The organism is Mesorhizobium sp. M8A.F.Ca.ET.208.01.1.1, from assembly GCF_004791315.1.
Taxonomy (GTDB): domain Bacteria; phylum Pseudomonadota; class Alphaproteobacteria; order Rhizobiales; family Rhizobiaceae; genus Mesorhizobium.
The window spans coordinates 1-331 of the sequence record NZ_SRUT01000195.1 but is presented as its reverse complement, the minus strand read 5'-3'; the positions used below and the strand labels follow the sequence as shown (position 1 = coordinate 331).

Annotated in this window: 1 pseudogene; it reads left to right on the top strand. The window is 62.2% G+C overall.

The features are described from left to right. A pseudogene (locus EN851_RS34885) lies at positions 1-331 on the top strand (hypothetical protein); the annotation flags it as partial.

Here is a 331-nt window from a genome sequence, read left to right as displayed (position 1 = left end):
CAGAAATACGGCATTCCGGTTCCAGTGCTGATGGCGACGGTGCGCAAGGAATCCGGCTTCAAGAGCAATGCCCGGCCGCCGCGCACCAAGCTCCTCGGCTTCATTCCCTGGAAGCATGTCTCAAGCGCTGCGGGCTATTCGCAGGCGCTCGACGGCACCTGGTCGCAATATCAGATGGAGACCGGGAACTGGGGCGCGCGCCGCAGCCGTTTCGCCGACGCTGTCGATTTCGTCGGCTGGTATCATTCCAAGACCGCCGATACGTTCGGCGTCGCCCGCAACGACACCTACAACCTCTATCTGGCCTACTACCTCGGCTGGTCGGCCTATG